At 73.1% G+C, this 22,694-nt stretch carries 15 protein-coding genes; 7 read left to right on the forward strand and 8 right to left on the reverse strand.

All coding sequences use genetic code 11. The features are described from left to right. Nucleotides 1-5: 5 nt before the first annotated feature. The 7 genes from ACF9IK_RS06730 to ACF9IK_RS06760 all read right to left on the reverse strand — a co-directional run bounded on the left by ACF9IK_RS06730 (nucleotide 6) and on the right by ACF9IK_RS06760 (nucleotide 10,853). On the reverse strand, nucleotides 6-1,025 hold the full coding sequence (locus tag ACF9IK_RS06730; RefSeq protein WP_395293314.1) for a LacI family DNA-binding transcriptional regulator: 1,020 nt from the start codon (nucleotides 1,023-1,025) through the stop codon (nucleotides 6-8). 25 nt (nucleotides 1,026-1,050) lie between these two features. Then, the gene (locus ACF9IK_RS06735) at nucleotides 1,051-2,751 is read right to left on the reverse strand and encodes a glycoside hydrolase family 13 protein (protein ID WP_395293315.1); all 1,701 of its coding nucleotides are present in this window, start codon (nucleotides 2,749-2,751) and stop codon (nucleotides 1,051-1,053) included. Nucleotides 2,752-2,789: 38 nt separating this feature from the next. Continuing rightward, the gene (locus tag ACF9IK_RS06740) at nucleotides 2,790-3,701 is read right to left on the reverse strand and encodes a sugar ABC transporter permease (protein WP_395293316.1); all 912 of its coding nucleotides are present in this window, start codon (nucleotides 3,699-3,701) and stop codon (nucleotides 2,790-2,792) included. Between the two features lie 37 nt (nucleotides 3,702-3,738). Beyond that, the gene (locus tag ACF9IK_RS06745; protein WP_395293317.1) at nucleotides 3,739-4,743 is read right to left on the reverse strand and encodes a carbohydrate ABC transporter permease; all 1,005 of its coding nucleotides are present in this window, start codon (nucleotides 4,741-4,743) and stop codon (nucleotides 3,739-3,741) included. 113 nt (nucleotides 4,744-4,856) lie between these two features. Continuing rightward, nucleotides 4,857-6,134, reverse strand: coding sequence for an extracellular solute-binding protein (locus ACF9IK_RS06750; RefSeq protein ID WP_395293318.1), 1,278 nt, complete (start codon nucleotides 6,132-6,134; stop codon nucleotides 4,857-4,859). Nucleotides 6,135-6,529: 395 nt separating this feature from the next. Further along, nucleotides 6,530-7,612: an aldose epimerase family protein gene (locus ACF9IK_RS06755; protein WP_395293319.1), complete on the reverse strand. Its 1,083-nt coding sequence runs from the start codon at nucleotides 7,610-7,612 to the stop codon at nucleotides 6,530-6,532. 241 nt (nucleotides 7,613-7,853) lie between these two features. Further along, nucleotides 7,854-10,853: an ATP-binding protein gene (locus ACF9IK_RS06760; protein WP_395293320.1), complete on the reverse strand. Its 3,000-nt coding sequence runs from the start codon at nucleotides 10,851-10,853 to the stop codon at nucleotides 7,854-7,856. Nucleotides 10,854-11,144: 291 nt separating this feature from the next. Between ACF9IK_RS06760 and ACF9IK_RS06765 the strand changes: the two genes are divergently transcribed. The 3 genes from ACF9IK_RS06765 to ACF9IK_RS06775 all read left to right on the forward strand — a co-directional run bounded on the left by ACF9IK_RS06765 (nucleotide 11,145) and on the right by ACF9IK_RS06775 (nucleotide 14,574). Then, on the forward strand, nucleotides 11,145-12,092 hold the full coding sequence (locus tag ACF9IK_RS06765; protein ID WP_395293321.1) for a terpene synthase family protein: 948 nt from the start codon (nucleotides 11,145-11,147) through the stop codon (nucleotides 12,090-12,092). A gap of 326 nt (nucleotides 12,093-12,418) precedes the next feature. Continuing rightward, nucleotides 12,419-13,942 (forward strand): acetaldehyde dehydrogenase ExaC, encoded by a 1,524-nt coding sequence (gene exaC, locus ACF9IK_RS06770; protein WP_395293322.1) that lies wholly within the window; start codon nucleotides 12,419-12,421, stop codon nucleotides 13,940-13,942. A gap of 308 nt (nucleotides 13,943-14,250) precedes the next feature. Then, the gene (locus tag ACF9IK_RS06775) at nucleotides 14,251-14,574 is read left to right on the forward strand and encodes a nuclear transport factor 2 family protein (protein WP_395293323.1); all 324 of its coding nucleotides are present in this window, start codon (nucleotides 14,251-14,253) and stop codon (nucleotides 14,572-14,574) included. Between the two features lie 106 nt (nucleotides 14,575-14,680). On the opposite strand, the gene ACF9IK_RS06780 is transcribed toward ACF9IK_RS06775, so the two are convergent. Further along, on the reverse strand, nucleotides 14,681-15,904 hold the full coding sequence (locus ACF9IK_RS06780) for a serine hydrolase domain-containing protein (RefSeq protein WP_395293324.1): 1,224 nt from the start codon (nucleotides 15,902-15,904) through the stop codon (nucleotides 14,681-14,683). Between the two features lie 149 nt (nucleotides 15,905-16,053). On the opposite strand from ACF9IK_RS06780, the gene ACF9IK_RS06785 reads away from it, so the two are divergent. From ACF9IK_RS06785 to ACF9IK_RS06800, 4 genes are all read left to right on the forward strand, one after another. After that, complete coding sequence (locus ACF9IK_RS06785; RefSeq protein WP_395293325.1) at nucleotides 16,054-16,572, forward strand: NUDIX hydrolase; 519 nt, start codon at nucleotides 16,054-16,056, stop codon at nucleotides 16,570-16,572. 175 nt (nucleotides 16,573-16,747) lie between these two features. Beyond that, nucleotides 16,748-17,668 (forward strand): TetR/AcrR family transcriptional regulator, encoded by a 921-nt coding sequence (locus tag ACF9IK_RS06790; protein ID WP_395293326.1) that lies wholly within the window; start codon nucleotides 16,748-16,750, stop codon nucleotides 17,666-17,668. Nucleotides 17,669-17,855: 187 nt separating this feature from the next. Next, entirely contained in the window at nucleotides 17,856-19,841 is a 1,986-nt protein-coding gene (locus tag ACF9IK_RS06795) for a hypothetical protein (RefSeq protein WP_395293327.1), read from the forward strand. A gap of 302 nt (nucleotides 19,842-20,143) precedes the next feature. After that, nucleotides 20,144-22,417 carry a glycosyl hydrolase family 18 protein gene (locus ACF9IK_RS06800; RefSeq protein ID WP_395293328.1) on the forward strand — a complete coding sequence of 758 codons (2,274 nt, stop codon included), beginning with the start codon at nucleotides 20,144-20,146 and terminating at the stop codon, nucleotides 22,415-22,417. Nucleotides 22,418-22,694 lie beyond the last annotated feature (277 nt).

Below are 22,694 nucleotides of genomic sequence, written 5' to 3' on the forward strand. Positions count from 1 at the left end.
CCGTCTCAGCGGGCGCAGGCGCCCGTGGAGCCGCGCATCACGAGCTCCGGCTGGAACATGAACTCGCCGCGCTGGGCGGCGTTCCCGCCGACCTCCTCCAGCAGCGCGTCGACGGCCGCGGTGGCCATCGCCTCCACCGGCTGCCGGATCGTGGTCAGCGGCGGCTCGGTGAACGCTATGAGCGGCGAGTCGTCGAAGCCGACCACCGAGACGTCCTGGGGGACGCTCAGCCCGCGCTGGCGCACCGCGCGGATCGCGCCGAGCGCCATCATGTCGCTGCCGCAGACGATCGCCGTGCAGCCCTTGTCCAGCAGCGCGCCGGCCGCGGCGTGCCCGCCCTCCACGCTGAACAGCGTGTGGTGGACGAGGCCCTGGGCCTCCTCCTCGGTCCGCCCGAGCACCTCGCGCATGGCCGCGGTGAAGCCCTCGATCTTGCGCAGCACCGGCACGTACCGGCGCTGGCCGACGGCCAGACCGATCCGCTCGTGGCCGAGTTCGGCCAGGTGCTGGACGGCCATCCACATCGCGGAGCGGTCGTCCGGCGAGATGAACGGGGCGTCGATCTTCTCGCTGAAGCCGTTGATCAGCACGAAGGGCACCTGCCGGCCGATGAGCCGGGCGTACCGGTCGTGGTCAGCGGTGGTGTCGGCGTGCAGGCCCGAGACGAAGACGATGCCCGACACCCCCCGGTCGACCAGCATCTCCACCAGTTCGTCCTCGGTGGACCCGCCCGGCGTCTGGGTGCAGAGCACCGGCGTGTAGCCGTGCCGGCTCAGCACCTGCTCGATCACCTGGGCCAGCGCGGGGAAGATCGGGTTGCTCAGCTCTGGGGTGATCAACCCGATCAGACCCGCGCTGCGCTGGCGCAGCCGGGTCGGCCGCTCGTACCCGAGCACGTCGAGCGCCGCCAGCACGGTCTGCCGCGTGGCGGCCGAGACGTTCGCCTTGCCGTTGAGCACGCGGGAGACGGTGGCTTCACTGACCCCCGCCTGCGCCGCGATGTCTGAGAGTCGCGCCGTAGTCACGGTCCCAGAGCCTATTGCAACCACGTCAGACCGCCCACCAGTCGGTGCTGTCCGGAGCGAGCACCGTCTCGCCGCCGTCCACCAGGGCGTCCGCGGAGGAGAGCAGCAGGCGGCCGGGCGCCGGTATCCGGACGGGCTCGGCGGTGGTGTTCACGGTGCAGACGAAGGAGCCGCGGCGGAAGGCCAGCGTGCCGGCCGGGCTGTCCAGCCACTCGACGTCGGTGCCGGCGCCGAGGTCGGCCTGCTCGCGGCGGACGGCCAGCGCGCTGCGGTACAGCTCCAGGGTGGACGTCGGGTCGCCGGTCTGCGCCTCGACGCTGAGCTCGGCCCACTCGGCGGGCTGCGGCAGCCAGCTCGGGCCGCCGGCGGTCGGGCCGAAGCCGTACGGGGCCTCGGTGCCGGACCACGGGATCGGCACGCGGCAGCCGTCGCGGTAACCGTCCTGGCCGGCCTGGCGGAAGAACGACGGGTCCTGGCGGACCTCGTCCGGCAGGTCGGTGACGTCCGGCAGACCGAGCTCCTCGCCCTGGTAGAGGTAGGCCGAGCCGGGCAGCGCGAGCATCAGCAGGGTGGCGGCGCGGGCGCGGCGCAGGCCGAGCTCGCGGTCGCCGGGGGTGCGGATCTGGGTGCCGAGGCCGGGCTCGTTGGCGAACCGGGTGGCGTGCCGCGTGACGTCGTGGTTGGAGAGCACCCAGGTGGTGGGGGCGTCGACCGGGCGCATCGAGTCGAGCGAGAGGTCGATCACCTCCCGCAGCTCGGCCGCCGCCCAGGAGGTGCCCAGGTACTGGAAGTTGAAGGCCTGGTGCAGCTCGTCGGGGCGGACGTAGTTGGCGGTGCGCTGGACGGTCGGGGTCCACGCCTCGGCGACGCCGATCCGCTGGCCCGGGTACTCGTCCAGGATCTTCCGCCAGCTGCGGTAGATCTCGTGCACGCCGTCCTGGTCGAAGAACGGCATGATGTCGTTGCCGAGCAGCTTGAGCTGGTCGCCGCCGCCGATGTCGGGCAGGCCGGGGGCCTTGACCAGGCCGTGGGCGACGTCGATCCGGAAGCCGTCGACGCCCATGTCGAGCCAGAACCGCAGGATCGAGCGGAACTCGTCGGCGACGGCCTGGTTCTCCCAGTTGAAGTCGGGCTGCTCGGGGGCGAACAGGTGCAGGTACCAGTCGCCGGGGGTGCCGTCCGGGTTCTCCGAGCGGGTCCAGGCCGGGCCGCCGAAGATCGACTCCCAGTCGTTGGGCGGCAGTTCGCCGTTCTCGCCCTTGCCCGGACGGAAGTGGTAGCGGTCGCGCAGCGGGGACGCAGGACCCTCGCGCAGAGCACGCTGGAACCACTCGTGCTGGTCCGAGGAGTGGTTGGGGACGAGGTCGACGATGATCCGCAGACCCAGCGCGTGCGCGTCGCGGATCAGCGCGTCGGCGTCCAGCAGGGTGCCGAACATCGGGTCGACCGCGCGGTAGTCGGCGACGTCGTAGCCGGCGTCGGCCTGCGGGGAGGCGTAGAACGGGGAGAGCCAGACGGCGTCCACGCCGAGGTCGCGCAGGTAGGGCAGGCGGCTGCGGATGCCGGGCAGGTCGCCCATGCCGTCGCCGTTGGAGTCGGCGAAACTGCGCGGGTAGACCTGGTAGATGACCGCGTCCCGCCACCAGCCTCTGGACGCGCCGGCGCTGGCCTCGTGAGCGGTGGCGTCGGCGGCGGGCCGGGAGGTGTCGGCCAGGTTCTGGGTCATGGACGGTGTCCCTTGGGGATCAGAGGAGCGGGGAGCGGTCAGGACTTCGAGGCGCCGGCGGTCAGGCCGGTCACCAGGTGACGCTGCACCAGGTAGAAGAGGAGCGACGACGGGATCGCGATGAGCACCGCGGTCGCGGCCATCAGGTTCCACTGCGCGTCGTGCTCGCTGACGAAGGTCTGCAGGCCGACTGCGAGGGTGTACTTGTCGGAGCTCAGCATGAAGGTGGAGGCGAAGGCGACCTCGGCCCAGGCCGTCAGGAAGGAGTAGAAGGCGGCCACCGCCAGGCCCGGCCGGGCGAGCGGCAGCACGAGGCGCCAGAAGGTGCCGAACGGGGTGAGCCCGTCGACCCGGCCGGCCTCGTCGATCTCCACCGGGATGGTGTCGAAGTAGCCCTTCAGCAGCCAGGCGCAGTACGGCACGGTGGTGGTCGAGTAGACCAGGACCAGGCCCAGGTAGCTGTCCAGCAGGTCGAGCTCGGAGAGGATCGTGTACATCGGCACGATCAGCACCGCGATCGGGAACATCTGGGTGACCAGCAGCGACCACATCAGCGGCCGGTGGCCGGGGAAGCGCATCCGGGAGACGGCGTAGCCGGTGGAGGCGGCGATCAACACGCCGAACACGGTGGTGATGCCGGAGACCAGGAAGGCGTTGCCGAACCAGGTGAAGAAGTCGGTGTCGAACAGCACGGTGCTGTAGTTCGACAGCGTCATCTTGTCGAGGATGTCGCCCGGGTGGAGGTAGTCGGTCTTGTCCGGGCCGAAGGAGACGTAGACGATCCACGCCACCGGGAAGAGCGCGATCAGGCTCGCCAGGATCAGCGCGCCGTGCGAGAGCGCCCGGGCCAGCGGGCTCGCCTCGCCGCGGCGGCGGGCCCTGGCCGGCCGGGCGACGGGCGCCGCGGGGCGCGTGGTCAGGGGTGCGGGTCGGTCGGTGGTGGTGCTCATCGGGATTCCTGCCTTCGTGTCGCCGGGGTGGTCGGGATCAGCCGTTCGCCTGCTCGTTGCGGGCGAGCCAGCGCCGGTAGAAGGCGGTGAAGACGATCAGGATGGAGAGCAGGATGACGCCGTAGGCGGCGGACTGCGCGTAGTCGCGGGGCTGCTGGCCGAAGCCGAGGCGGTAGGCCCAGGTGACCAGCAGCTGGGCGTCGGGTGCGCCGTTGCCGCCGAACAGCAGGAAGATCACGGCGAACTGGTTGAAGGTCCAGATCACGCCGAGCAGGACGACGGTGGAGGAGACGGTGCGCAGCCCGGGCAGGGTGACGTGGCGGAACCGCTGCCAGGCGGTGGCGCCGTCCATCTCGGCGGCCTCGTAGAGCTCGGCCGGGATCGACTGCAGGCCGCCGAGCAGCGAGATCATCATGAACGGCACGCCGACCCAGGTGTTGACCAGCACGGCGGCGGCCTTCTGCGCCAGCGGGTCGTCCAGCCAGCCGGGCTCGGGCAGGTGCAGGGCGGAGAGCAGGCCGTTGACGGCGCCGCCGTCGGCGAGCATCAGCCGCCAGGAGAAGACGGTGACGAAGGTCGGCACGGCCCACGGAAGGATGAGCATCATCCGGTAGAAGGCGCGGCCGCGCAGCTTCTGGTTGAGCAGCAGGGCGAGGCCGAGGCCGATGCCGTAGTGCAGGGCGACGCACAGGGCCGTCCAGCTGATGGTCCAGACGAAGTGCGACCAGAAGCGGTCGTACGAGCCGGGGCCCCAGAGGATGTCGGCGTAGTTGTCGAAGCCGACGAAGTGGTAGCTGGCCGGGATCTCGTTGACGCCGATCTTGCGGGCGGCGTTGAGGCTGTTGGCGTCGGTGAGGGTGAGCCAGACACCCTCGGCGAGCGGGTAGAGCACAAGGACGCCGAGCACCAGCACCACCGGCGCGATCATCGCGTAGGCGTACCAGTGCTTGGCGTACGAGCGCTTGAGGCGCTCCATCAGGCCCGGACGCGGATCGCGCTCCCGGCTGCCCTGGCCGGTGGCGCCCTGCACGGCGACTGACATGTTCGACACCTTCTCGGGGAGGTCCGCCGCCTCGCTACGGCGACTGCTGCTGCTACGGGTCCGGCCGTCCGGCCCGCCGGGGAGGTGGCGGCGGGCCGGACGGCTGCGGGGTGTTACTTCGCGAAGCCCGGGAGGAGCTTGGCGTAGTCGGTGGCGACGGTGTTCAGGCCGTCCTCGGTGCCGGTGCCCTGGACCACCTTGCCGAGGTTGGTGCCGAGCGAGGCGAACAGCGAGCTGTACTCCGGCAGTTCGGGGCGGGGCTTGGCGCTGGCGAGGACCGCCTGGAAGCCGGCGATGCCGGGGTCGGCCTTGACCTCGGGGGTGAAGGCGTCGAAGCGGGTCGGCAGCGTGGAGTTCTTCTTCGCGATGAACGCCTGGCTCTCGGCCGAGGTCATGAAGGCGGCGAACTTCTCGGCGGCGACCTTGTGGGCCTTGTCGGAGCCGGCGTAGACGGAGATGTTGTGGCCGCCGGTGGGGGCGCCGGCCTTGCCGGAGGCTCCGGCCGGTACGGGGGCGATGCCGAGGTTGGTCTTGTCGGCGAACGCGGAGCCCTTGTAGATGTTGGTGATCTCCCAGGGACCCTGGATGATCGCCGCGACCTTGCCGCTGTTGAAGGCGTCCATCATGTGCGCGTAGGCGTCGGTGGTGACGTCGGCCTTGGCGGTGCCCGGCGAGGTGAACATCGTCTTGTAGGTCTCGATGGCCTTGACGGCCTCGGGCGAGGCGACGGTGATCTTCTTGCCGGCGGCGTCGACGGTGTCGGTGCCCTCACCGAACAGGAACGGCATGGCGTAGTAGCCGTCGGCGGCCTTCAGCCAGAAGCCGTCCACGCCGGTCTTCTCCTTGACGGCGGCGGCGGCGGTCTTCAGCTCGTCCCAGGTCTTGGGGGCGGCGGCGACGCCGGCCTTGGTGAAGAGCTCCTTGTTGTAGAGCAGACCCAGGGTGTCGGTGACCAGCGGCACGCCGTAGGTCTTGCCGTCGTACTTGGCCTGCTGCACCAGGGTGGGCTGGAAGGAGCCGGCGTCGGCGGTGGCCGGCGTGCCGTCCAGCGGCTCCAGGAAGCCGGCCTTGGCGAAGGCGGCGGTCCAGCCGACCTCGGAGCGGAACACGTCCGGAGCGCCCTTGGCCCCCATGGCGGTCTGGAGCTTGTTCTGCGCCTGGTCGAACGGGACGTTGACGAAGTCGACCTTGATCTCAGGGTTGGCCGCCTCGAACTTCTTGACGAGCTCCTGGTAGTTGGGCGCCTCGTTGGTCGCGTTCGACGTGTCCCAGTAGGTGAGGGTGACCGGCCCGTCGGCCTTGCCGTCCGAGCTGGAGCCGCTGCTGCCACAGGCAGCCATCGAGACCGCGAGGGCCACAACGAGGGCAGAGGCCGCGATGCCACGCCGCATGAGAACTCCTTGGAGGGGTGGGGGTGCCCGAGATGTTGGGAGACAGGCGCATAATGGCTGCCTCGTGCCGACCGCACCGTTGCTGCCGTCGGGCTCGGAAGGAAGTTAACAGCGGGGCAATCGTCGCGGAAAGTCCTTGCAGCAAGTTTCTGCAAGAATCGGCGATCGTTACGCGCGCGTGTCCTTGACGTTGCCGCACGGTAGTTGACCGGTGAAGCTACGGCGACGATATGTCCGGTTCACCCGGGTATGAACGATGCGATTAGTACGCTGCGTTGCGGAAAGACGCTTGCAGCCGGACATGCCGGGAGCCCGGGCCGACGGCCCGGGCTCTCGTTCGGCTCCCCCCATTGTGCCTGCCCGCGGTCTGTACCCCGCGGGTCCGCGCCCCGGGGTCAGGCCACCCCGAGCCGCAGCACGGTGGTCGAGCGGAACTCCCGCCCCGGCCGCAGCTCGGTGCCGGGGAACCCCGGGTGGTGCGGGGAGTCGGGGAAGTGCTGGGTCTCCAGCGCCACGCCGGCGTAGGGCCCGTACGCCGTCCCGCTCGCCCCGGTCACCGCGCCCTGGAACTTGTTGGCCGTGTAGACCTGGATCCCCGGCTCGGTGGTCAGCACCTCCAGGGTGCGGCCGCTCACCGGGTCCTCCAGCAGCGCCGCACGGGCCGGGACGCCGTCCGCCGGGCGCGGGCGCAGCACCCAGTTGTGGTCGTAGCCGCCGGGCCCGGCCAGCTGCGGGTGCTCGTCGTGCACCGACTTGCCGATCGGGCGGGCGACGGTGAAGTCGAACGGCGTGCCGGCCACCGGCTCGATGCGCCCGTACGGGATCTGCCGCTCGTCGGCCGGGGTGTACCCGTCGGCGTCCACGGTCAGCAGGTGGCCGAGGACGTCACCGCCGCCCTCGCCGGCCAGGTTGAAGTAGGCGTGGTTGGTGAGGTTGAGCACGGTCGGCAGGCTGGTGACCGCCTGGTAGGCGATCGCCAGCTCACCGGCGGCGCTCAGCGTGTAGTCGACGGTGACGTCGAGCCCGCCGGGGAAGCCCTGGTCGCCGTCCGGGCTGTGCAGCCGGAGCCGGACGCCCGAGGGGAGCGCCTGCGCCTCCCACATCCGGTGGGCGAAGCCGTCCGGGCCGCCGTGCAGGGTCATGCCGCCGCCGGTGGGGGCGAGCGGATGATCCTCACCGTCGATGGTCACCGTGCTGCCGTCGATCCGGTTGGCGTACCGGCCGACCACGCTGCCGTAGTGCCGGCCAGGGCCGAGGATCTCGGCGAGCCGGTGGGGGGCGAGCAGCACCTGGCCCGGCCGGCCCGAGCGGTCGGGGGCGGTGAGGGTGTGCAGGGTGGCCCCGAGGGTGAGCACGGTCGCCTCGTACGGGCCGGCCCGGAGCGTCCAGCGTTCGATCGCCGTGCCGGCGCCCGAGGGTTCGAGGGGTCCGCGCCGCACGCTGGTCGCCTGCGACCCGTTCGCCGGGGGCGTCGCCATGGCCTGCTCCTCACTACCGGCCGCGGACGCGCCGCAGCCCCTGGGTACCCGGTCGTCGGAGGCCCGCCGAAGGGCGGGCCCCAGGGAGTTTCCTACGGATCGAAAGCCTAGTCACCGGGGGCGGTACGGGGGCTCTTGCCGCGCCCGCGCGCCGCCCCGGTGCTCCCGGCCGCCGCCCCGCCCCGGCGCCCCGGCACCACTTCCCGGCAGCGCTCGCCGTCAGCGCTCCCCGGCGCCGCCGTTATCCGTCCGCACGGTCGCCCGCGCCGTCGGCCGGCTGCTCCGGCGGCAGGCCGAGCGCCGAGGCGAGCCCGTCGGGGCCACTGCCCGCCTTGCGGTAGACCGCCGCCAGTCGGCGGTTGACCAGGCTCAGGTGGACGCCCAGCTGGTCGGCGATCCGCTGCGCCGGAAGACCGCGCACGGCGAGCCGGGCGACGTCCCACTCGGGCTGGGAGAGCGTCTCTCGGGTGTCACTGAGCCGGTTGGGCCGCAGGCCGTAATTGGCCAGCTCCCGGCGGGCCCGGACGACCAGGCCGTCGGCAGCGCAGTGCTGGGCCAGCTCGATGCCCTGGTACAGGTACTCCTGGGCGTCCTCCAGCCGACCGACCCGGCGCAGCGCGGCACCGAGGTCCACCAGGGCGACGGCGTGCTCGTAACCGGCGGGCGACTGCCCGAGGTGGCGTGCCGCGGCCTCCAGCAGCTCGACCGCCTGCTGCCCGTCCTCGATCTCGGCCTGCAGCCGCAGCGCGGTGCCGATCGCCGAGGCGGTCCCGAAGCGGCGGGCGTCGGCGACGGACTTCTGCGCGTACCAGCGGGCGCGCTCGGGCTCGTCCTTGGCCAGCGCGACGGCGAGGTGTCCGGCCCACGGCGCCCAGACGGTGTTGTGCCAGCCGCGCGCCTCCAGCTGGGCTCCGGCGTCGGTCAGCGCGGCGGCGGCGCCGGCCTTGCGGCCCTTGGCGAGCAGCAGCTTGCCGTAGAGCGACGCCGCGTCCGGCAGGACCATCGCGGTGTCGTGGTACGGCGGGTTGAACCCGAAGCCGCTCGCGACCTCCCAGGCCTCGTTGACCCGGCCGCGAGCGATCAGGGTGTCCACCAGGACGCCGACGGCGTCCCAGGCGAGCGGCAGCTTGGGGCCGATCCGCTCGGACAGTCGCAGCGCCCGGCGCAGGAAGTCCTCGGCCTCCGCGAGCAGACCCCGGCGGAACCTGGCCAGGCCCATCAGGAAGTAGGCGAAGCCGCGGTGGGCACCGCTCCAGCCGGCGATCTCGAACTGGACGATGGCGTCCCCGAAGAGCCGCTCGGCCTGGGCGATGCGGTCGTTGTAGGTGTAGGAGAGGCCGAGCGTGGCGGGCAGCTCGAAGCCCCAGGTGGAGTCAGTCCAGCCGAGCCCCCTGGGCAGCCGGCCCTGGTCGAGGACCTGGTCCGCATGCCGCAGCACCTCGGCGGAGGGTTCGCCGCGCAGGGTGAGGTCCCAGGCGCGCAGTGCCAGGACGGCCCGGTCGGCGGCCTCCCGGCCGGTGAGGCTCGCGCAGAGCGCGCCCAGCCGCGCGGAGCGGGCGGGCCCGTCCTCCTCGGACTTGCGGTAGGCGTGCCACATGAACGCGGCGGCCTCCAGCCGGAGCCGGCCCGCCGGGTCGTCGACGGTGTTCCCGGCCTCGTCCTGGCAGACCCGGGCCGCCTCGCCGAGCTGGCCGCTGTGCGCGAGCACCTCGGAGAGCCGGAAGGTGGCGTCCACCCGGAGCGAGGGGCGCAGCGGTCCCTCCTCCGGGTCGAGGGCGAGCTTGAGCTGGTTGACGGTGGCGGCCGGGTCGGTGAGCAGGGCGGAGCAGCCGAGCTCGTAGAGCACCTCGGCGCGGATGTCGTCGTCCGGCGGTTCGGCGAGGGCGCGGTGGAGACAGCGCTGGGCCGCCTCGGGCGCGCCGATCAGCAGGTGTTCCTGGGCCGCGCGGCGCAGCTTGCGGACGGTCCGGTCGTCGCCCTCGCCGGGGAAGGTCTCCACCAGGTGCCGGGAGGCGGCGAGAAGGCCGAGCCCGGCGTTCTCGATCTCGGCGGCGGCCACGCCGTGCATGCCGGTCCGGGTGGATTCGGGCATGGTGTTGTAGATCGAGCTGCCGATCAGCGGGTGGACGAACTCCAGGTTCCCGCCGGGCGTCTGGGTGAGGATGCGCTGCTTGCGCAGCTGCTTGACGGAGTCGCGGGCGCCCTCGGTGCTCTGGGTGGAGATCCGGGCGGCGAGGTCCTGGCGGATGTCGGTGCCGAGCATCGCACAGGCCCAGGCGAAGCGGAGGGTGGAGGCGCCGAGCCGGTCCAGCCAGCCCTTGAGGGTCATCCCGATGACGTCGACGGCCAGCTCGCGCAGTTGCTGGGAGTTCTCCTCGACCGGGTCGAGCTCCTGGTCCCGGACCTGGTCGAGGAGGGCGACGGCCTCGAAAGGGTTGCCGTTGACGACGTTCCAGAACTCGTAGCAGAAGGAGTCCTCGGCCTTGTCCCCGAGCTCGGCGCGGACCATGTCGGTGACGGAGACCAGGGTGAGCCGGCTCAGCTCGTGCCGGCGGGTGGCGAGGTCGGAGACGGCGGCCCGGTGGTCGTTCGCCTCGGGCTGCCAGTCCGCGGCGTCCTCGCGGTGGGCGAAGACCAGCAGGACCGGCAGTTCACGGGCGCGGACCGCGAACTGGGCGAGCCAGGCGAGCGATTCGAGGTCGGCCCAGTGCAGGTCGTCGACGATCATCACCATCGGGGCGCGGCGCGGGGCGAGCTGGGTGAGGACGTAGTCGAGGCCGTCGCGGACGCCCTGCGGGTCGAGGCGGCGGGCGCCGGCCTTCGGCTGCTTGAGGCCCATGGCCGGTCCGACGACCTCCTCCCAGGTACCCATGACCTGGCGGAACTCAGCCGGTTCGAGGCTGCCGAGGACGGGCTGGAGCAGCTGGCGCAGCACGTGGTACGGCTCGTTGGACTGGCGCTCGCCCCCGCGGGCGAACAGCACGGTGGCACCGTCACGGAGCTTGGCGATCCGGCGGACCTCGTGCAGCAGGCTGGTCTTGCCGATGCCGGGCCGGCCGCAGAAGGTGAGCAGCTCGCCGATCTCGGTGCCGCCGGCCGCGAACTCCCGGCAGAGCTTCTCCACCGCGGCTTCGGCGGAACGCAGTTCGGCGTCACGGTCGCGCAGCCTGACCCGGGTCGACGCGGTGTCGGTCTCCCGTCCGCCGACTCCCGCCCGAAGTTCGTGTTCCTGCTCGGTCACCGTCGCGCCTCCGCCTCGCAGTTCCGTGCTCGTGGGAGCGAGGTTAGCGCCGCGGGGGGCGCGCTGCGCGGCGTTCACCCAGGCTGGGGCCGGAATTGAGGGTTCGGCCCGCTTGCCAAGGGCATTTGCCCTATATACCTAACGTCCGATCATTGCATCAGATACTCTGCGGCCTTCGCGATCAGTTGATCTTGCCATGCCACTCCGTTCACGTCGAGCACCGCAACTCAACTCCCCGCGAAAAGCCCTCGTACTCTGTAGACCCCCACCCTCAGCCGCACCGGGAGTCCGATGTCTGACGACACCTCACTTCAGATTCCGTTCCCGCACCGTCGCAGCCCTCACGGACGGCACGCCGCCGAACTGCACCACGCGTGGCTGTTGCGGCATCCGTTGCTGCCCGACCCCTACCACCCCTCCTATGCGCACTGGGACGTGGTGTCGCTCGCCGCACTCGGCTACCCCGATGCCGGGCCGGACGAACTCGCGCTGGCCGCGGATCTGATGGGCTTCTACTTCCTCTTCGACGACCAGTTCGACGGGCCGCTGGGCCGGCGCCCCACCGAGGTGGCCCCGATCTGCGAACGGCTGATCGGCGTGCTGCACGGCGCTCGGCCGAACCCGTCCTCCGCGGTCGAGACCGCCTTCGCGGACCTCTGGGAGCGCAGCGCGCGGGGCATGCCCGCACGCTGGCAGGCGCGCGCGGCGTACAACTGGGAGTGGTACCTGGCCAGCCACCCCGCCGAGGCCGCCGGCCGGATCTCCGAACGGCCGCCCGATCGCGACGGCTACCTGGCCCTGCGCCGGGGCACCGCCGCGATGGAGACGATCTTCGACATGGTGGAGCGGCTCGGCAACTTCGAGGTCCCCGCCGCCGTCCTCCACCACCCGGTGCTCCGTCAACTCCGGCAGCTCGCCGCCGACATACCGTCACTCAGCAACGACGTGCGGTCCTTCCCGCTGGAGGCGCCGCGCGGGGACGTCAACAACCTGGTGATGATCGTGCAGCGCGAGCGGGACTGCTCGGCCGAGGAGGCCTGCGCCGTGGTGATGGCCGAGGCCCAGCTGATGGTCGAGCGCTGCGGCGAGCTGCACGACCGCCTGCCCGCCGTCCACCGGGAGCTCGGCCTGGCCCGGGTGGAGCGGATCCTCGCCCAGCGCTACGCCGACGGCCTGGTCACCTGGCTGGCCGGCTACCTCACCTGGGAGTCCCGCACCGGCCGCTACCTGACTGCCTGAGCGCAGCCCAGGCCCGGCCCGGCGCGGCTCCGGCAGGGCGCCGGGCCGGGCTGCCGGGGCGGACCACGCCCGCCGCCCGCACCACCCGCGCGGCCGAAAACGGCCGGAAACCACCACCCTCCGTACAGCGGTCGGGGACGGACCGTAGCCGGGCCCGCCGTCCCCGGCTAGGGTGCTCGACGGCGCGGGCGCCCCGGCGACGCCCCGCCCACATGCGCGTCCGTACCCTCCGCCGGACCGCGCGGGCCCCGGGTCCGCGGTCCGGCGCGCCGCCCGGCCCGTGCGGCCTCGGCGGCGCCCCCGACAACGCGAGGAGGCACCCGAGCATGACGGTCTACCAGCCCCCCGGGCGACCCGGCTCCATCGTCCGCTACCGCTCCCGGTACGAGCACTGGATCGGCGGCGGCTGGACGCCCCCGGTCCGCGGCGAGTACTTCGAGAACCCCAGCCCGGTCACCGGTGAGGTCTTCACCGAGGTCGCCCGCGGCTCCGCCGAGGACGTCGAGGCCGCGCTCGACGCCGCCCACGCCGCCGCCCCGGCCTGGGGCCGCACCCCGCCCGCCGAGCGCGCACAGGTACTGCTGCGGATCGCGGACCGGATCGAGGCGCACCTGGAGGAGCTCGCCGTCGCGGAGAGCTGGGAGAACGGCAAGCCGGTGCGCGAGACGCTGGCCGCCGACCTCCCGCTGGCCGTCGACCACCTGCGGTACTTCGCCGGCGTGCTGCGGGCCCAGGAGGGCGGCATCTCCCAGCTGGACGAGGACACCGTGGCGTACCACTTCCACGAGCCGCTCGGTGTGGTCGGCCAGATCATCCCGTGGAACTTCCCGATCCTGATGGCGGTCTGGAAGCTCGCCCCGGCGCTGGCGGCCGGCAACGCGGTGGTGCTCAAGCCCGCCGAGCAGACCCCGGCCTCGATCCTGCTCCTGATCGAGCTGATAGCCGACCTGCTGCCGCCCGGCGTCGTCAACGTCGTCAACGGCTTCGGCCTGGAGGCCGGGCGGCCGCTGGCCTCCAGCAGCCGGATCCGCAAGATCGCCTTCACCGGCGAGACCACCACCGGCCGGCTGATCTCCCAGTACGCCAGCGGGAACCTGATCCCGGTCTCGCTGGAGCTCGGCGGCAAGAGCCCGAACCTGTTCTTCGCCGACGTCGCGGCCGAGCGGGACGCCTTCTACGACAAGGCGCTCGAAGGCTTCGCGATGTTCGCCCTCAACCAGGGCGAGGTCTGCACCTGCCCCAGCCGGGCGCTGGTCCAGGCCGAGGCCTACGACCGGGTGCTCGCCGACGGTCTGGAGCGGGTGCGGGCGATGCGCCAGGGCGACCCGCTGGACACCGAGACCCAGATCGGCGCCCAGGTCAGCGACGACCAGCTGAAGCGGATCCTCTCCTACATCGAGGTCGGCCAGGCCGAAGGCGCCAAGGTGCTGGCCGGCGGCGAGCGCGCGGAACTCGGCGGGTCGCTCGCCGGCGGCTACTACGTGACGCCCACCGTCTTCGAGGGCGTCAACGGGATGCGGATCTTCCAGGAGGAGATCTTCGGTCCGGTCCTCTCCGTCACCCGCTTCGAGGACTTCGAGGACGGCATCGCCCTCGCCAACGACACCCTGTACGGGCTCGGCGCGGGCGTGTGGACCCGGGACGGCAACACCGCGTACCGGGCCGGGCGGGCCATCCAGGCCGGCCGGGTCTGGACCAACTGCTACCACGCCTACCCCGCCCACGCGGCCTTCGGCGGCTACAAGAACTCCGGGATCGGCCGGGAGAACCACAAGGCGGTGCTGGAGCACTACCAGCAGACCAAGAACCTGCTGGTCAGCTACTCCCCCGACGCCGTGGGCTTCTTCTAGGCGGTGCTGCGCCGAGCCGGCCGGCACCGGGTCGCGCCGGGTCGCGCCGGGTCGGTCGCGCGCCGGGTCGCGCACCGGGTCGCGCCGGGGCCGAGATCGCGGAGTGGGAAGTCGGGCCGGCCGACTTCCCACTCCGTCACCACTCCCCGTGGCCCACAGGACTCCCGTCAACTGACAAATCGCCTATATCGGGATCTAAGCACAAGAAAGCCGAAAATCGCCGACACGCCGCCGACACGCCCGGACACGCCCGGGCGACGCCCTAGACAGGAGGAGGCCCAACCCCTTCTCGTTCCAGGGAGAACTCGATGACCATCGCCACCGCCAAGCTCACCGACCCGGCCGTCCGCGCCTTCGTCACCGCGCTCAACGCCGGCGACCGGACCGCCTTCTTCGAGGCGCTCACCTCCGACGCCACGATGTCCGACGACGGCTCGGACCGGAACGTCGAGGACTGGACCGAGCGGGAGATCTTCTCCAGCAGCGGCCACCTGGACGTCCAGTCCGAGTCCCAGAACGGGCACGCGCTGGTCGCCAACTACCGCAACGACACCTGGGGCGAGATGCGCACCGCGTGGCGCTTCACCGTCGACGGCGGGAAGATCAGCCGCTTCGAGACCGGCCAGGCCTGACGGGCCTCCCGGGCCGGACGGGCCTCCCGTCAGAGCGTTCCGCCACGTGTGGCGGGCTCAGCGACCGGCCGCAGTCCGCGCCCGGCGGGACCTCCCCGGAGGCCCGTCAGGCGAGCCCCAGGCAGCCGCGCACCGCGCGGATCAGGTTGCGGGAGCGGACGTCGCCCGTGACGCCGGGCTGCATGCCGTTGGTGACGTAGCCGAAGCCGATCCCGAGGTCCGGGTCGGCGAAGCCGAGCGACCCGCCCCGGCCCGGGTGGCCGAAGCTCGCCGGTGAGGCCATCGGCGCGGTCGGGCTGTGCCGGAAGTAGCCGAGGCCGAAAGTCGAGTTGACGATCAGCACCCGGTCCGGCCCGCTGACCGCCGGTCCGACCGCGCGGGCCAGCAGCTCCGGCCCGAGCAGCGGCGGGTGCGTCTCGCCGGGCGCCCCGCCGTGCCGGTCCGCCGCACCGACCAGCGCCGCGTAGAAGCGCGCGACCGAGCGGGCGGTGCCGATCCCGCCCGCACCGGGGATCTCGGCGGCCTGCACCGCCGGGTCGTTGAGGTCCACGCCGGGGCGGACCGAGGCGAAGGCGCGGGCGGTCAGCGAGGTCGGGTCCTGGTAGGCGTCCCGCACCGACTGCTTGGGGCGCAGCCGCAGCCCGCTCTGCCCGGTCCGGGCGGCCTCCGGGGCGGGCAGGTCCACCAGTCGGCCGACCCGGGGCGCGGCGCCGGCCGGCAGACCGATCCACAGGTCCAGACCGAGCGGCCGGGCGATCTCCTCGGCGAGGTACTGGCCGACCGTCCGCCCGCTGACCCGCCGGACCACCTCGCCGACCAGCCAGCCGAAGGTGTACGGGTGGTAGCCGTGGGCGGTGCCCGGCTCCCAGGCGGGCGCCTGGGCCGCGACGGCGGCCGCCGCCCGCTCCCAGGTGAGCACGTCCTCCAGGCGCAGCGGCACGTCGAGCGCGGGCACCCCGGCCTGGTGCGAGAGCAGCCAGCGCACCGGCACCCGGTCCTTGCCCGCCGCCTTGAACTCGGGCCAGTACGAGGCGACCGGCGCGTCCAGGTCGAGCTGCCCGCGCTCGGCCAGCAGCAGTGCGGTGGTCGCGGTGAGGCCCTTGGTGACCGAGCGCAGCACCTGCGCGGTGTCGGCCGTCCACGGCACGGCCGGCGCCGGCCGCCCGCCGACCTCGGGACGGGCGTCGCCGGCCCACAGGTCGACCACCTTGCGGCCGCGCAGGTAGAGCGCGAAGGCCGCGCCCAGCTCGCCGTACTCGCGGAAGTTGCGCGCGAAGGCCTCCCGTACCGGCTCGAAGCCCTCGGCCGTCTCGCCCCAGATCTCCACCACCGCGTGCCGCCCTGTCCCGTCCGACCGTCGTCCCGTGCCCGCGCCGACCGCTGCGCCCGCCCCCGAGTCGTGGGAACGATTGGGATCGTTCGGGTCTTCCGCGCCGTTCGAACCGTTCGAACCGGCTCCGAAACCCTAACCTGTCGGTCATGACCAACCCTGCCGAAGAGCTGCTGGACGTCGTCGACGAGCACGACCGGGTGATCGGGACCGCGCTGCGCGGGGAGGTGTACCGGGACGGGCTGACGCACCGCTGCGTCTTCGTCCTGGTCCGCGACCCCGCCGGGCGGCTCTTCGTCCACCGGCGCACCGGCACCAAGCTGTTCGCCCCCGGCGCGTACGACATGTTCGTGGGCGGCGTGGTGGGCGCCGGCGAGACGTACGCGAGCGCCGCCGTCCGGGAGGCCGAGGAGGAGCTGGGGGTCAGCGGGATCGAGCCCCGCCCGCTGTTCAAGTTCCTCTTCCGCCGGGACCGGCTCGCCTGGTGGTGCGACGTCTACCAGGCCGAGTGGGACGGGCCGGTCACGCCGCAGGAGTCCGAGGTGGCCTGGCACGCCTGGCTCACCCCCGCCGAGCTGGACGAGCGGCTCGCCCGTGACACCTTCGTGCCGGACGGGCTGGACGCCTACCGGCGCTACCGCGCCTGGCAGACCGGCCGGGCCCGGTGACACCGGCCGGGCCGGACCTCCCCCGAACCTTCGGCCACAGCACCACGGCCGGTCACAGCGCCACGGTCGGGCACGGCCACCCGGTCGGGCGGCCGCCGCGGGGGGCGCCCGGGCCGGCGCCGGCCCGGGCGTCCAAGATCCACCGGCCGCGGCCCGGACGGATAGGGTGACGCGCATGGTTTCCCGTACGCCGTCGGCCACGCCCCCGTCCGCGCGCACCGACCGCGGCCCGGCTGCCGGCAAGGCCGCCGGAGCAGCCACCGGCAAGGCCACCGGAAAGGCCGCCGCCCGTGCGGACAAGGGCGGTGACCGGCCGCGGCGCCGGCTCAGCGTGGACGAACGGCGCGAGCAGCTGATCACGGTCGCACTGGAGCTGTTCAGCTGCCACCCGCCGGAGGAGGTGTCGATCGACGACATCGCGGCCGCCGCCGGCGCCTCCCGGCCGCTGGTGTACCACTACTTCCCGGGCAAGCAGGCACTGTACGAGGAGTCGCTGCGCCGGGCCGGCCGCGAGCTGGCCGCCCGGTTCGAGGAGCCGGCCGAGGGCCCGCTCTCCGAGCGCCTGTACCGGGTGATGGGCCGCTACCTGGACTTCGTGCAGAGCCACGGCCCCGGCTTCGCCGCGCTGTTGCGCGGCGGCTCGGTGGCCGCCAGCGCCGGGACGTCCGCGGTGATCGACGAGGTCCGGCAGGCCGCGCACGAGCAGATCCTGTCCCACCTGGCCGTCCCCTCCCCCAGCGCGGGCCTGCGGCTGGCCGTGCGGGCCTGGATCGCCAACGCCGAGATCACCTCGCTGGAGTGGCTGGCCGAGCGCTCGCTGCCGCTGGAGCAGTTGCAGCTCCAGCTGGTCCAGGAGTTCGTGGCCTCGCTCACCCTGACCGCCGCCCGGGAGCCGGCCCTGGCCGTCGAACTGGCCGGGTTCTTCGCCGGCGAGCGCCCCGAGGGCCCGACCGGGCGGCTGGTGCGGGACCTCTCCGGGCTCTTCGCCGTCCCGGGCATCGCCGAGGCGGTCACCGCCCTGGCCGTGGTGCCCCCGCCCGCCGCCCCGGAACCCACCGCGGAAGCCGGGCAGCAGGCCGGACCGGGTCCGGCCTGACGGACACCGATCCGACGGACACCGATCCGAGGAGCGCCGGCCCGAACCGCGCCGGCCTGACGGACCGCCGGTTCTGCGGTGACAGCGCCCTCTGATAGGAATGTGCACGGATCTGACGGCATGCCGGTCGAGCGCGTGCCCGAACCACCGGACCACCGAAGGCACGCGCAGAGCGGGGGCTCATCAGTTGACCCAGGACGGCCAGTTCACGACGGAGGCCAACGCCTTCGCCGCCGCGGAGCAGGTCTCCGCGACGCTCGGCGCCCTCGTGGACGCCCTCTTCGAGCCGCACACCTCACGCCACCCGGCGGCCTCGCTGACCGCGCTGCGGGCCGGCGCGCACCCCGCCGCCGAGACCCTGTTCAACCTGCGGCTGGCGCCCAACGGCCCGGTGCACGACGCCGTCGACCGGCTCGGCACCGTGGTCACCGCCGGCACCGCCCGTCCCGGCACCGGCGCCCCGCTCTCCGCAGCGGTCGCCGACGCGCTGCTCGCCCGCTTCGGCGGCGGCGCGGTGCGCGGCACCGTGGCCGACCGGGGCACCGCGGCGGCCGCCCTCTTCGAGCTGCCGGTGACCGGCGAGCCCGCCGACCCCAAGCTACGCCCGGCGTTCGCCCCGGCGCTGGCCGAACTCGCCGCCGGGCAGCAGACCCGCGAGCCGGTGGAGCTGGCCACCGGTGCCGGCGCCGAGGTCCGCCTGGTGGTGCCGCCCGGCTTCCACGCGCTGACCTCCCCCGGCGGCCCGCCCGGCGTCTCCGCACGCACGGTGTCCGCCGACCCGGCGGCCGCGGACGGCCCGGCCGTCGCCAAGGGCACCGACCCGGTGACCGGTGCGGCGGCCGTCGAGCTGACCGCCCATCTGGCCGAGCTCGTCGAGGAGCTGTTCAGCGGCACCGGCCCGGCGCCGCGCCGGGACTTCGCGGTGGTCGCCGCCGCGCTGGCCGACACCGTCACCGCCTCGGGCACGGCCTACGCCGGCGTCTGCGCGGTCGAGGTCGACGGCCGCCCGAGCGAGGCGACGCTGACCGTCGCGCTCGCCCAGCACCCGCTGCCGATCACCGAGCTCGCCACCGAGCTCGCCACCGTCCGCCGGCACGCCGAGGTCTGGACGGTGCTGCTGCCGGCCGGGCCGGCCGCCGTCCTGGTCGAGGGCCGCAGCGTCCCGGTGCCCGCCTCGCTGGCCGCGGACGGGCAGCGCCGCGGGACGGTCACCTCGGTGGCGGAGGCCTTCGTCCCGCTGCCGGACGGCGTGACGGTGCTCTGCGTCCAGCTGGCCACCGGCCGGGTGCAGGACTGGGAGCTGTACACGGGGGTCTTCGCCGAGCTGCTGAAGAGCGTCCAGTTCGGCTGGGACGGCGTGGCCGGGAAGCTCACCTCCCCGGCCACGGCCGCGACGGCCCCGGCGGCCCCCGCGACGCCGCCCGCCGGCGTTCCCGTGGCGCCGGACGCGCAGGCGGTCACCACCGAAGTCCCTTCGATGCCGACGGCGTTCGCCGACCCGGTCCCGGCCGACGCCACCCCGCTGCCGGTGCACCTGCGCGGCACGCCGGTCCGCGTCCCCCCGGCCGACTTCAACCCCTTCGCCCCGGTCGCCGAGCCGACCCCCACCCAGCCGATCCTCGTCCCGGACGACGGCCCGGCGGCCGACTCCGAGCGGGCGCCCAAGGGCACGCCCGTCATGGTCCCGCCGCCGGACTTCAACCCGTTCGCACCGCTGGCCCCGACCCTCACCGACACCACCGTGCCCGGTGCGGAGGCGGACGACCGACCCAAGGGCACGCCGGTGACGGTCCCGCCGCCGGACTTCAACCCCTTCGCCCCGATGGCCGCCGACACCCCCGCCCCGCCCGCGCCCGCCGCGCCGGCCACCGCGCCCGTGTCCGACCCGTTCGGCACGGTGGTGCCGGAGCAGCACAGCGACCCGTTCGGCACCACGATCCCGCAGTCGTCCTCGGCCGCCCCGCCGCCGCCCCCGGTCCCGCCGGCCGTCGCGGCACCGACCGTCACCCTGCCGGCCGAGGACACCGCCGACGATCCGGACCGCAAGCCCAAGGGCACGCCGGTGACGGTCCCGCCGCCGGACTTCAACCCCTTCGCCCCGATGGCCGCCGACACCCCCGCCCCGCCCGCGGAGACCCCCGCCGCCGCACCCGAGAACAGCCCGTTCGGCTAGGGCGCACCCTCGGTGGACGACGGTGCCGGACCCGGCGACACGCTCGCCGGGCCCGGCACCGTCGCTCCACCACCCGCCCGTCCGCGCCCCGGCCCGACCGCCAACTGGTACAGACCTATTGCCAGTTGCCCGTCCGCTCCCTACCCTCGGCTCAGGATCCTCCGCGGCACCCCGACGGCCCGAGGTCCCCGGTTCCGCGCCGCCCCCATGGCCCGGAGCACGCTGCTCCACGCACCTGACACCTCCCCACGGGTAACGGGGCGTCCGGGCCTGCCCGGGCCCCCAGGACAGGAGCCACATCCATGCGCAGACGTCGGATCAGCCTGCCGCTGCTCGCAGCCGGGACCCTGCTCGTCCCGCTGCTCGCCGCCGCCCTCCCCGCCGCCACCGCCCACGCCGTCTCCGGGTCCGCCACCGCGGCCTTCACCAAGGGCAGCGACTGGGGCTCCGGCTACGAGGGCGGATACACCATCACCAACGGCTCCAGCACCTCGCTCAACGGCTGGACACTGGAGTTCGACCTGCCCTCGGGGAACACGGTCGCCTCACTCTGGAACGCGACCTACACCACGGCGAGTTCGCACGTCACCGTGAAGAACCCGAGCTGGGCCGGCAGTCTGCCCCCCGGCGGCACGTACAACTTCGGCTTCAACATCGCCTACTCGGGCGCCTACAAGCCGTTGCTCAACTGCAAGCTGAACGGCCTGCCCTGCGAGGGCGGCGGCGGGGACGTGGTCGCGCCCAGCGTGCCGGGCAACCTCCAGGCCGGCACCACCACCCAGACCACCGTGGACCTCTCCTGGACGGCGAGCACCGACAACGTCGCGGTCACCGGCTACGACGTGTTCCAGGGCGGCACCAAGGTGGCCACCACCGACGGCGCCACCACCGCGGTCACCGTCCAGGGGCTCACCGCCGGCACCGCCTACCAGTTCACCGTCCAGGCCTTCGACGCCGCGGGCAACCGCTCGGCCGCCGCCGGCCCGGTCGGCGCCACCACCAAGCCGCCGGTCGACCCGGACAAGCAGCCGCCGACCGCCCCCGGCACCCCCACCGTGACCGGCTCGGACGCCAACAGCATCTCGCTGAGCTGGGCGGCCAGCACCGACAACGTCGGCGTCACCGCCTACGACGTCTACAACGGCACGGCGCTCGCCGCGACCGTCACCACGCCGTCCGCCACGGTCGGCAACCTGGCGCCCGACACCTCCTACACCTTCAGCGTGAAGGCCCGCGACGCAGCCGGGAACGTCTCGCCCGCCTCCGGCCCGGCGACCGGAAGGACCAAGCCGGGCGGCACCGACCCCGGGGCTCTGAAGATCGGCTACTTCACCCAGTGGAGCATCTACGCCCGCGGCTACAGCGTGAAGAAGCTCGACACCTCGGGCTCGGCCGGCCGGCTCACCACGCTCAACTACGCCTTCGCCAACATCCACCCGACCACCAAGCAGTGCTTCATCACCAACAAGGCGGCCGGGAACGACTCCGATCCCAACGCGGGCGACGGCGCCGGTGACGCCTGGGCGGACTACGGCAAGGGGTGGGACGCGGGCAACTCGGTCGCCGGCACCACCGACACCTGGGACCAGAAGCTGGCCGGCAACTTCAACCAGCTGAAGCAGCTCAAGGCCAAGTACCCCAACCTGCGGATCCAGATCTCGATCGGCGGCTGGTCGTACAGCAAGTGGTTCTCCGACGCGGCCGCCACCGACTCCTCCCGCAAGGCACTGGTCAGCTCCTGCATCGACATGTACATCAAGGGCAACCTGCCGGTCATCGACGGCCGCGGCGGCGCGGGCAGTGCGGCCGGCATCTTCGACGGCATCGACCTCGACTGGGAGTGGCCGAACTCCGACGGGCACCTGGGCAACATCTTCAGGCCCGCCGACAAGGCCAACTACACGCTGCTGGCCCAGGAGTTCCGGCGCCAGCTGGACGCGCTCGGCGCCACCACCGGCAAGCACTACACGCTGAGCGCCTTCCTCCCGGCCGACCCGGCGAAGATCACCGCGGGCATCGACGTCCCCGGCCTGTTCGGCGCCTTCGACTTCGCCACCATCCAGGGCTACGACTACCACGGCGCCTGGGAGATGACGACCAACCAGCAGTCCGCCCTCAAGGTCGCGGCCGGCGACCCGTCGACCCCGGACCGCCGGTTCAGCTCCGAGATCGCCATCAACGCGTACGTCGACGGCGGCGCCCCGAAGAGCAAGCTCACGCTGGGCATCCCGTTCTACGGCCGCGGCTGGACGGGCGTGCCGCGCGGCACCACGAACGGCCTCTTCCAGAGCGCCACCGGACCGGCTCCGGGCAGCTACGAGAACGGCTTCGAGGACTACCACAAGCTCAAGGACCTGGCCGCGAGCGGCGGTTACACCCTCTACCGGGATCCGGTGGCCGGCTTCGCCTACCTCTACAACGGCACGGTGTTCTACACCTACGACGACCCGACCGAGATCGCCCGCAAGACCGCCTGGATCAAGTCCCAGGGACTGGCGGGCGCGATGGTCTGGTCGTTCGACGGGGACACCGCGAGCGGTGAGCTGATGGCCGCGGTGGACAACGGCCTGCGGTGACGCGCGATCCCCGGCCAGGCGGCCGGGGATTCCCACCACGGTCACCCGACCGTCCCGGCGGGTTCCTGCTTCTTCCCGCTGTGCCGGTCCGGCCTGCGCTCGACAGGCTGACACCGGCAGTCCGGCGGCCCTGACGACGTCGGCCGCCGCGTTGACGTCCTGGTCCAGGGCGGTCCCGCACGCCCCACACGTCCGCTTCCGGACGTTCGGGGCTCGGGGCCGTCCCGGACGCCGCGGTGCGAAGCCATGCGAAGCGTCCGCCGTGATCCCGGCCGGG

Source organism: Kitasatospora hibisci, assembly GCF_043950205.1.
GTDB classification, from domain to species: domain Bacteria; phylum Actinomycetota; class Actinomycetes; order Streptomycetales; family Streptomycetaceae; genus Kitasatospora; species Kitasatospora hibisci.

What these genes read in the sequence shown, in the direction of transcription:
- ACF9IK_RS06750 (WP_395293318.1), bottom strand. Translation starts at nt 6,134, where the DNA reads ATGCGGCGTGGCATCGCGGCCTCTGCCCTCGTTGTGGCCCTCGCGGTC.
- ACF9IK_RS06740 (WP_395293316.1), bottom strand. Translation starts at nt 3,701, where the DNA reads ATGAGCACCACCACCGACCGACCCGCACCCCTGACCACGCGCCCCGCG.
- ACF9IK_RS06735 (WP_395293315.1), bottom strand. Translation starts at nt 2,751, where the DNA reads ATGACCCAGAACCTGGCCGACACCTCCCGGCCCGCCGCCGACGCCACC.
- ACF9IK_RS06800 (WP_395293328.1), top strand. Translation starts at nt 20,144, where the DNA reads ATGCGCAGACGTCGGATCAGCCTGCCGCTGCTCGCAGCCGGGACCCTG.
- ACF9IK_RS06755 (WP_395293319.1), bottom strand. Translation starts at nt 7,612, where the DNA reads ATGGCGACGCCCCCGGCGAACGGGTCGCAGGCGACCAGCGTGCGGCGC.
- ACF9IK_RS06745 (WP_395293317.1), bottom strand. Translation starts at nt 4,743, where the DNA reads ATGTCAGTCGCCGTGCAGGGCGCCACCGGCCAGGGCAGCCGGGAGCGC.
- ACF9IK_RS06775 (WP_395293323.1), top strand. Translation starts at nt 14,251, where the DNA reads ATGACCATCGCCACCGCCAAGCTCACCGACCCGGCCGTCCGCGCCTTC.
- ACF9IK_RS06790 (WP_395293326.1), top strand. Translation starts at nt 16,748, where the DNA reads ATGGTTTCCCGTACGCCGTCGGCCACGCCCCCGTCCGCGCGCACCGAC.
- ACF9IK_RS06785 (WP_395293325.1), top strand. Translation starts at nt 16,054, where the DNA reads ATGACCAACCCTGCCGAAGAGCTGCTGGACGTCGTCGACGAGCACGAC.
- exaC (WP_395293322.1), top strand. Translation starts at nt 12,419, where the DNA reads ATGACGGTCTACCAGCCCCCCGGGCGACCCGGCTCCATCGTCCGCTAC.
- ACF9IK_RS06765 (WP_395293321.1), top strand. Translation starts at nt 11,145, where the DNA reads ATGTCTGACGACACCTCACTTCAGATTCCGTTCCCGCACCGTCGCAGC.